At 62.7% G+C, this 8,701-nt stretch carries 9 protein-coding genes; 1 reads left to right on the top strand and 8 read right to left on the bottom strand.

Features of this window, described 5'->3' with window-relative positions:
* The first annotated feature begins 307 nt into the window (after positions 1-307).
* Positions 308-604 carry a hypothetical protein gene (locus RO069_RS07590; RefSeq protein ID WP_328186457.1) on the top strand — a complete coding sequence of 99 codons (297 nt, stop codon included), beginning with the start codon at positions 308-310 and terminating at the stop codon, positions 602-604.
* Here the strand turns inward: RO069_RS07590 and RO069_RS07585 are convergent.
* The 8 genes from RO069_RS07585 to ftsY all read right to left on the bottom strand — a co-directional run.
* Complete coding sequence (locus tag RO069_RS07585; protein ID WP_328186456.1) at positions 592-2,052, bottom strand: HAMP domain-containing sensor histidine kinase; 1,461 nt, start codon at positions 2,050-2,052, stop codon at positions 592-594. The two genes, RO069_RS07590 and RO069_RS07585, sit on opposite strands and share 13 nt — an antisense overlap.
* Complete coding sequence (locus RO069_RS07580; RefSeq protein ID WP_328186454.1) at positions 2,039-2,719, bottom strand: response regulator transcription factor; 681 nt, start codon at positions 2,717-2,719, stop codon at positions 2,039-2,041. The genes RO069_RS07585 and RO069_RS07580 overlap by 14 nt, the downstream gene beginning before the upstream one ends.
* Before the next feature lie 172 nt (positions 2,720-2,891).
* On the bottom strand, positions 2,892-3,665 hold the full coding sequence (gene hyi / locus RO069_RS07575; RefSeq protein WP_328186452.1) for a hydroxypyruvate isomerase: 774 nt from the start codon (positions 3,663-3,665) through the stop codon (positions 2,892-2,894).
* Between the two features lie 4 nt (positions 3,666-3,669).
* Complete coding sequence (locus RO069_RS07570; RefSeq protein WP_328186450.1) at positions 3,670-4,581, bottom strand: NAD(P)-dependent oxidoreductase; 912 nt, start codon at positions 4,579-4,581, stop codon at positions 3,670-3,672.
* A 153-nt stretch (positions 4,582-4,734) separates the two neighbouring features.
* Positions 4,735-5,595 carry an RNA polymerase sigma factor RpoH gene (gene rpoH / locus RO069_RS07565; protein WP_328186449.1) on the bottom strand — a complete coding sequence of 287 codons (861 nt, stop codon included), beginning with the start codon at positions 5,593-5,595 and terminating at the stop codon, positions 4,735-4,737.
* Between the two features lie 368 nt (positions 5,596-5,963).
* Positions 5,964-6,971, bottom strand: coding sequence for a permease-like cell division protein FtsX (gene ftsX, locus RO069_RS07560; protein ID WP_328186448.1), 1,008 nt, complete (start codon positions 6,969-6,971; stop codon positions 5,964-5,966).
* A complete protein-coding gene (gene ftsE / locus RO069_RS07555) occupies positions 6,968-7,651 on the bottom strand; it encodes a cell division ATP-binding protein FtsE (RefSeq protein ID WP_328186447.1) in 684 nt (227 codons plus the stop codon). The genes ftsX and ftsE overlap by 4 nt, the downstream gene beginning before the upstream one ends.
* 67 nt (positions 7,652-7,718) lie before the next feature.
* A partial coding sequence (gene ftsY, locus RO069_RS07550) for a signal recognition particle-docking protein FtsY (RefSeq protein ID WP_328186446.1) occupies positions 7,719-8,701 on the bottom strand: 983 nt, incomplete at its 5' end.

The raw sequence follows: 8,701 nt of genomic DNA, 5'->3' as shown, positions 1-8,701 counted from the left end.
CTCACGGGAGGACTTTCACCTCCAGGAGTGCGCCCGTGCCGGGCGCACTAAAAAAACCCCGCCAATGGGCGGGGTCAAGGCTAGCGCTGTGCTGGAGGGAGAAGCAGACGGAACCTGTGTCTGCTTCAACTACTGCACTATCCATTATGCATGGTCGGCCTTAACCTGAAGTGGCCGTGCTATGACATTTTTTTCAGGCCTCCCCAGCGCCTGATATCAGCCTTCTAGGTTGTATACTCTAGACCTCGCCCTCATGATTCAGGTATCCCAATCAGGACTTCTGGACCCACAGTCGGAATACATGCCCATGAACAAAAATGACCTCACCCAGGCCGCCCTTAAGGGTATTGACCGCCTGGGCTATCAACTGGACAGGCTGGGCATTACCAGCAAGGTGAACCGTCACAACATCGCCGCCTTCATGATGGCTGAGCAACATCACCTGGAAGGTGAGTGGGACAGTCTCCAGACCCGGCTGGACCGCTACCGGCGCCGGGCCGGGGACATGCTGGAGAGACTGGAGAAGAGCCACTATCCGGTCCTGACACCCATGGCCGAACGCATCAACCGCTACCGCCGCAACGACGGTCGTCAGGCGGACTGATCTTCGTGCTGGCTGCCGTCCTTGCCGGCGGGCACCGAGCGTAGCCGACGTTTCTGGGCGTTATAGCGGGGCAGGGTCACCCGTACCCGCAGACCCGGGTTGTCGGCGCCGGGGTGATGGTCGAACAGGCCAATGGAACCCTGGTGGATCTCCGTCACCGCACTTACCAGGCTCAGACCAAGGCCGTTACCGGGTTTGGAGCGGCTCTTGCCCACCCGATAGAAACGCTGAAATATCTGGCCCTTCTCGTCATCGGGCACCCCGATACCGCTGTCTCCCACCTCGAACACCGCCGATTCGTGGTCCTGCATGACCCGCACCACGATTTCCCCTTCTTCCGGGGTGTACTTGATGGCGTTGTCGATCAGGTTGCTGACCATCTGGAACAGCAGGTCCCGATCCCCCTCCACCATCACGTCTTCGTCGATTTCCTGAATGAAGCTCTGGGCCTTGTCCTCCGCCAGCGCCTCGTAGAGTTCGCAGGCGTCGCTGACCAGCATGCCCAGGGACACCGGGCGCACATCGGCGGTGGTATTGCCCCGGGTCTCCAGCCGCGCGATCCTCAGCAGGGCGTTGAACGTCGCCAATAGCTGGTCGGCCTCAGCCACCGCCTTGGCGGCCTGGTCCCGGGCCTCGTCGTTGTCCACCATCATCAGGGTGGTTTCAAGCTGGTTCCGCAGTCGTGTCAGAGGCGTACGCAGGTCATGGGCGATGCTGTCGGAGACATGGCGTATGCCTTCCATCAGGTAGACGATCCGGTCCAGCATCTGGTTCAGGTTCTCCGCGAGCTGATCGAAGTCGTCCTGGGTGCCACGGGTGGGTATGCGCTGGGACAGGTGCCCGTTCATGATCTTGCGGGAGGTGTTGTTGATCACCTCGATGCGCCGGGTGGTACTGCGGCTCATCATGAAACCACCGAGCAGGGCCAGCGCCAGGGTGATGCCCATGCCCCAGTTGATGGCGGTCTCGATCAGTGCCTTCAGGGTATTGAGATCATCCACATCGCGGCCCACCAGCAGCCGCAGGCCACCCTGGACCTCGAACACCCGGGCCCGGGCCATGCGCGGCGGGCCGGTCCAGCCCAGGCTCTCGTCCAGGGTGAAGTTGATCCAGCTGCCCTGGGACTCAGCCCCTTCCGGCCAAGTATTGAGGTTGCCGGCCAGCTTGAGGTAGTCCTCGGTGGTCAGCAGGTAGAGGGACTTGGCATTGGGGTCGCGGGCCACCCGCTCACGGATGATCGTGATCAGGCCGTTAACGCCCCGACCCCGGTATTGCTCCGCCAGCCCTGCGATTTCCGCCTCAATGGTTTCATCGGTCTGGGCGGTCATGAAACCGGCGGTGCGCCAGTAGATGAACGCCAGCAACAGAAAGACAGAGGTGGCAAACACCACCATGTACAACAGGGCCAGCTGGAATGTGGAGGTTCTTAGCTGGCTAAGCAGTTTCACGCAACATGTATCCCGCACCCCGGACTGTCTGGAGCAGCGGGGTCTCGAACTCCTTGTCGATCTTGGCCCTGAGACGGCTGATGTGCACGTCGATGACGTTGGTCTGGGGATCGAAGTGATAGTCCCAGACCTTCTCCAGCAGCATGGTACGGGTGACCACCTGGCCGGCGTTCCGCATCAGGTACTCCAGCAGCCGGAACTCCCGGGGCTGCACATCGATATTCTGGCCGGCACGCTTGACGGTCCGGGCCAGCAGGTCCATTTCCAGGTCCGCCACCTTGAGCACGGTCTCGGTTTCCGCTGACTGGCGGTTACGCCGCACCAGTGACTCGATACGGGCCAGCAGTTCGGTGAACGAGAAGGGCTTGGTCAGGTAGTCATCACCGCCCCCGCGAAGGCCTTCAACCCGGTCATCCACATCGCCCAGGGCACTCAGGATCAGTACCGGCACCTGGTTGCCCGTGGCCCGCACCGTCTTGATGATGGACAGACCGTCCATGCCCGGTAACATCCGGTCCACAATCATGATGTCGTAATCCTCGCTGGCGGCCATCATCATGCCTTCCTTGCCGTCAGCAGCGTGGTCCACCACGAAATCGGACTCCTTGAGTCCTTTGACCAGGTAACTTGCCACGTCGTGATCGTCTTCGATTACCAGTGCTTTCACCGGTTGTCCTCCCGCCTGACTGTCAACTCGTGATTGCAGGGTTCAGGCCCCGGATTGCAGGGGCTCTACCACTGTTAATGTTTGCCCAGAGTAAGGTCTGTCCTGATTGGCTGCCAGTTACGATCCTGTAAGAGGGTGTCGTCAACGACGACGGTCGCACCAGGGCGACCAATCAACCCGCCATCCAGCCCAAACCCTCGACGGTACGGGCTTTTGGGCGATATTCCGCGCTGACCCAGCCAGCATACCCCGCTTCGTCCAGCGCCTCAAAGATGGACCGGAAGTTAATCTCCCCGGTTCCCGGCTCGTGCCGGCCCGGGTTATCGGCAAACTGGATGTGACCAATGCGGGGCATCAGCCGCCGCAGGGTGCGGATCAGGTCCCCTTCCATGATCTGCATGTGGTACAGGTCGTACTGCAGGCGCAGGTTGTCGGCACCCACCTCATCCATCAATCGGATCACCTTGTCGGAGGTATCCAGCAGGAATCCCGGCATATCCACCCGAGAGTTGATGGCCTCCAGGCACAGGGTAATGCCCTCCTCACCCAGACGCCGCGATGCATAGGTGACGTTCTCACGCAGGGTTTCCCAGAGCCGGTCCCGGTCCACCCCCGGCGGCGCAAGCCCGGCCAGGCAATTGAGCCGCTGGCAACCCAGGGCATGGGCGTAGCGGATGGCGTCGTCGACACCGGCGCGGAACTCCGCCTCACGGCCGGGCAGACAGGCGATACCACGTTCGCCGGCATCCCAGCTCCCCGGCGGCAGGTTGAACAGCACCTGGGTCAGGTTATGCTTTTTTAACCGCCCGGCCAGTTCAGCCTCGGGCCAGGCGTAGGGAAACAGGTATTCCACTCCGTCAAAGCCCGCCTGGCAGGCAGCGGCGAACCGTTCCTCGAACGGCACTTCGTTGAACAGCAGGGTCAGGTTGGCGGCAAAACAGGGCATGGCGTCAGTCCTTCCCCCCGGCCCCGGAACGGCCACCACCCAGGCGGGCGCCGTTGACGTGCTCCAGTTCCAGCAACAGCCCGCTGTGGTCCACGTCCGCATGGCCATTGGCCACCAGCGACAGGTAGCCGTTGTGGGCCTGCTGGGCCAGCGGCAGGGTGAGGCCTTCCGCCCGGGCCTCGTCCAGGATCATGCGCAGGTCCTTGAGCTGTATGCGGGCGGGGGCACCGGGGGCGAAATCCCGGTCAATCATCCGCTGGCCGTGCTGCTCCAGTATCCTGCTGCCGGCGAAACCACCCATCAGCGCCTCACGCACTGCTTCCGGATCGGCCCCACCCCGGGCGGCCAATAACAGTGCTTCGGACACCGCGCCAATGGTGACCCCGACAATGGCCTGGTTCGCCAGCTTGGCCAATTGACCGGCGCCCACCGGGCCGATATGGGTGACCTTGCCGAGGGCCGACAACGCCGGTGCGGCCTGCTCCAGGTCGGTGGCTGCCCCACCGGCCATGATGCTGAGGGTTCCGGCCTCGGCACCCCGGGTGCCGCCGGATACCGGGGCGTCCAGGTACCCCGCGCCCCGCTCCGTCGCCAGCGAGCCGTGCCGGCGCGCCAGGGAGGGCTGCACAGAGCTCATGTCCACCAGTACGGCACCGGATTTCAAGGCGTCCATGGCTCCCTGCCGGATCAGCACATCCTCAACCACGTCGCCGTTCTCCAGCATGGTGATGACGATGTCAGCATCGGCCACCGCCTTGGCCGGACTGGCCGCAATATCAGCCTGCCCACGGAACGGCTCACACTTGCTGGCGGTGCGGTTCCAGAGGGTCATGGGAAAACCGGCATCCAGCAGGTTGCGGGTCATGGGCGCGCCCATCAGGCCGATGCCCAGGAAGGCGACATGGGAAGTTGGCATTGAGTGTTCCATCCGGTGATTTCGTTTACCTACCTAATGTGCCGTAGATTAACGAATTCACCGGACGGGACACCAGTTTCCCTGCAAACAAAAACGCCACCAGCGGGCACTGGTGGCGTTTTTGGAGTACGAAACCCAGTTGACCGGAGGGCGTCAGGCCGCCTCGGCCATCCGCGTCCTGATCTTTTTCATGGCGTTCTTCTCGAGCTGGCGGATGCGCTCGGCGGACACACCATACTTGTCGGCCAGTTCATGGAGCGTGGACTTGCTCTCCGTCAACCAGCGTTCGCGCAGGATATCCTTGCTACGCTCATCGAGGGTCTCCAGTGCCTCCATCAGGCGACCGTTGGAGTCTTCGGTCCAGTCAGACTGCTCCAGCTGGGTGGCCGGATCACCGCGTTTGTCTTCCAGATAATAGGCCGGCGCCTGGTAGGCGTGGTCATCGTCGTCATCCTGGGGGCCGTCGAAGGCGGTGTCCTGGGAGGCCAGGCGGCCTTCCATTTCCCGTACCACACGGGGCTCCACGCCCAGGTCGTTGGCCACGGCGTTGAGCTCTTCCTGGTTCAGCCACGCCAGCTTTTTCTTCTGACTGCGCAGGTTGAAGAACAGCTTGCGCTGGGCCTTGGTGGTGGCCACTTTCACGATGCGCCAGTTGCGCAGGATAAATTCGTGAATCTCCGCCTTGATCCAGTGCACGGCAAAGGACACCAGGCGAACCCCGTACTCGGGGTTGAAGCGCTTGACGGCCTTCATCAGACCGACATTGCCTTCCTGGATCAGGTCCGCCTGGGCCAGACCGTAACCGGAATAACTGCGGGCAATGTGGATCACAAAGCGCAGGTGTGACAGTACCAGCGTGCGCGCGGCGTCCACATCGCCTTCGTAGTGAAGGCGTTCGGCAAGTTCACGCTCTTCGTCTGCGGATAATACCGGGATCTGACTGGCCGCCTGGATGTAGGACTCCAGGTTGGCACCAGGAATCAGGCGATCAGCCAATTGTAGACTCGTACCCATTCGTATCCTCCGTACTTGGCAATCTCAAAATATATCAATTCAAACTATGACAGCCAAGCTTCTGATTAGTTCCGCAATCCGCACGCTACATCAACAATCCATAACCGGTGGTCAGACTGCGATAAACGGTCACAAAGCGCCGTTTCCGTGGTACCCGGGCGACCAAACGCCAGCGAGTACCTGTTACCCTACGTAACATAGAGCCGGTCAGCCGGATGCAACCATACGGTGTTTCCCGTACAACGGATTGTATCCGCAAGACCCGTCACCACATGACGCTGAGCTTTCAGGTTAGCACAGCCAATGCGACAACAAATTAACAAGCCTTAAAGAAGACCCGTACCTTAACAGGTAATGATGCCATACCGTTACGCCCCGGCGATTTCACCCGGTTCTATGGCGTCCAGGTGCCGTCGTACCGCCAGCCACGCACCCAGCCAGCCCAGGGCCACCGCCACCAGCAACAGCCCGGCGGCACCGTCCAGGGGCAGCCCGCCGAGGGCAAAGTCACTGTTATACAGCACCGCCAGTTCCCGGACCGGCCCGTTAAGCCACCAGATGGACAACTGCAGGATCAGCAGCGCCACCACGCCGCCGCCCAGCCCATACCAGGCGCCGGTATAGAGGAACGGACGACGCACGAAGGCGTCGGTGCCCCCCACCAGCTTGGCCACCAGGATCTCGTCGCGACGGTTCTCGATCGCCAGCCGGATGGTGTTGCCGATCACCAGGATCACCGCCGCCGCCAGCAGCAGGGTCAGCACCCACACGGCCCGGGCGATCAGATCCGTCATGGCCGCCAGCCGCTGCAACCAGCCCAGGTCCACCTGCACCCGAGCCACCTGGCTCTCGGCTTCCAGCCCACCGGCCAGGGCGTCCACGCCCGATGCGGTCCGGGCCTCATCCACCGGCGTTACCAGCAGGGTATGGGGCAGGGGGTTCTCGTCCAGGTAGTCCAGGGCATCCGCCAGGCCGGATTCGGCACGGAATTCCGCCAGGGCCTCGTCCCGGTGGATCATCACCACCTCGGCCACGTCATCACGGCCCGACACCCGCTCCTGCAACTCCCGGGCACCTGTATCCGATACCTCGTCCGCCAGGTAGACCGTCACCCGGGCGGCACTCTCCCAACCGGCGCTGACACCCTGAAGGCTCGCCAGCAGCAATAACAGGCCTACTGGCAATGCCAGGGCGATGCCCATCACCGCCCAGGTCATGACACTGGCCACTGGGGCCTGCCACAGCCGGCGGGCGCTGTCCTTCGCCACCTTCAGGTGATGGGACCGGTACCCTGCCAGTACGGATTTGACGGAAGAGCGGGAACGGCCGGCCCCGCGGGCCCGGCGCTCGCCTGACGGGCGCTCCTGCCGGCTCATGGGTTCGCTCCCGCCATTGTCGCCTGGCCAGCTTTCAACTCCCCGTGGGACAGGGTCAGACGGCGACGGCCCATGGACTCGATCAGCGCGATATCGTGGGTGGCGATCAACACCGTGACTCCCACCTGGCTGAACTGTTCGAACAGGTGCATGATGTCCGCAGACAGTTCCGGGTCCAGGTTACCGGTGGGCTCATCCGCCAGCAGCACCGGCGGCTTGTTGACCACGGCCCGGGCGATGCCCACCCGCTGTTGCTCACCGCCGGAGAGCTGGATCGGGTTCATCCGCTCCTTGCTCAGCAGCCCCACCTTGTCCAGGGCCGCCCTCACCCGGCGACCGATATCCTGATGGGGTACCCCCATGACTTCCAGGGGCATGGCCACGTTGTCGAACACGGTGCGGTCGAACAGTAGCTGGTGGTTCTGGAAGACGGCGCCGATATGACGTCGAACGTAGGGAATCTGCCGCCGGGGCATGGTGTTGAGCAACTGGCCACCCACCACCACCTTGCCGGCGGATGGGCGTTCCATCAGCAGGATCAGCTTCAGCAGGGTACTCTTGCCGGCACCGGAATGGCCGGTGAGGAAGGCGAGCTCCCCCCGGTCCAGCTCAAAGGATACATGCCGCAACGCAGTGTGATCGCTGTCGTAACGCTTGGTGACCTGCCGAAACTCAATCATTGCGGCCTACTTCCATATCCAGTGCCCGCCGGATCCCCGCAGGGGGATCTCTCAGTCGTCAAACCGTTCAGTCATCAAAAAGGGCATCCACGAAGGTTTCCGGCTCGAACGGCCGCAGGTCTTCCACCTGCTCGCCCACGCCGATGTAACGGATGGGCAGGCCCAACTGACGGGCAATGGCGAAAACAATGCCGCCCTTGGCGGTGCCATCCAACTTGGTCAGGGTGATGCCGGAGACGCCCACCGCCTGCTGGAACACCTGGGCCTGACTGAGGGCATTCTGGCCGGTACCGGCGTCCAGCACCAGCATCACCTCATGGGGCGCCGACTCATCCAGCTTCTTCATGACCCGAACCACCTTTTCCAGTTCGGCCATGAGATTGTCCTTGTTCTGCAGCCGCCCCGCTGTGTCGGCTATCACGACATCCGTACCCCGGGCCCGGGCGGACTGTACCGCGTCGTAGATCACCGAGGCACTGTCGGCCCCAGTGTGCTGGGCGATCACAGGCACCTCGTTGCGCTCCCCCCAGACCTGCAATTGCTCCACGGCAGCAGCCCGGAAGGTGTCGCCGGCAGCCAGCATCACGCTGCGGCCTTCATTCTGGAACTGGCGGGCCAGCTTGCCGATGGTGGTGGTCTTGCCGACACCGTTCACGCCCACCATCAGCATGACCCAGGGCTTCTTGCCGGTGTCGATGGCCAGCGGCTCACGGCTGCCATCGAGCAGGTGACGAAGTTCGTCCTTCAGCGCCGCCTTGAGGGCCTCGCCGTCCTTGAGCTGGCTGCGGTTCAGCTTCTCGGTCAGGGAATCGATGATCTCGGTGGTGGCGGTGACGCCAACATCCGCCATCAGCAGGGTGGTTTCGATCTCCTCCAGCAGGTCCTCGTCCACCTTCCCGGAGAACAGACCGGACAGACCGGAGCCGAGGTTTTCCCGGGTCTTGCCCAGACCGGATCGGATGCGCTGAAAAACGCTGACTTTCTTTTCTGGCTCTGGCTCTGGCTCTGGCTCTGGCTCTGGCTCTGGCTCTGGCTCTGGCTCTGGCTCTG

This window comes from Marinobacter sp. OP 3.4 (assembly GCF_036224885.1).
GTDB lineage: Bacteria > Pseudomonadota > Gammaproteobacteria > Pseudomonadales > Oleiphilaceae > Marinobacter.
This window is presented reverse-complemented; position numbering and strand designations above follow the sequence as displayed.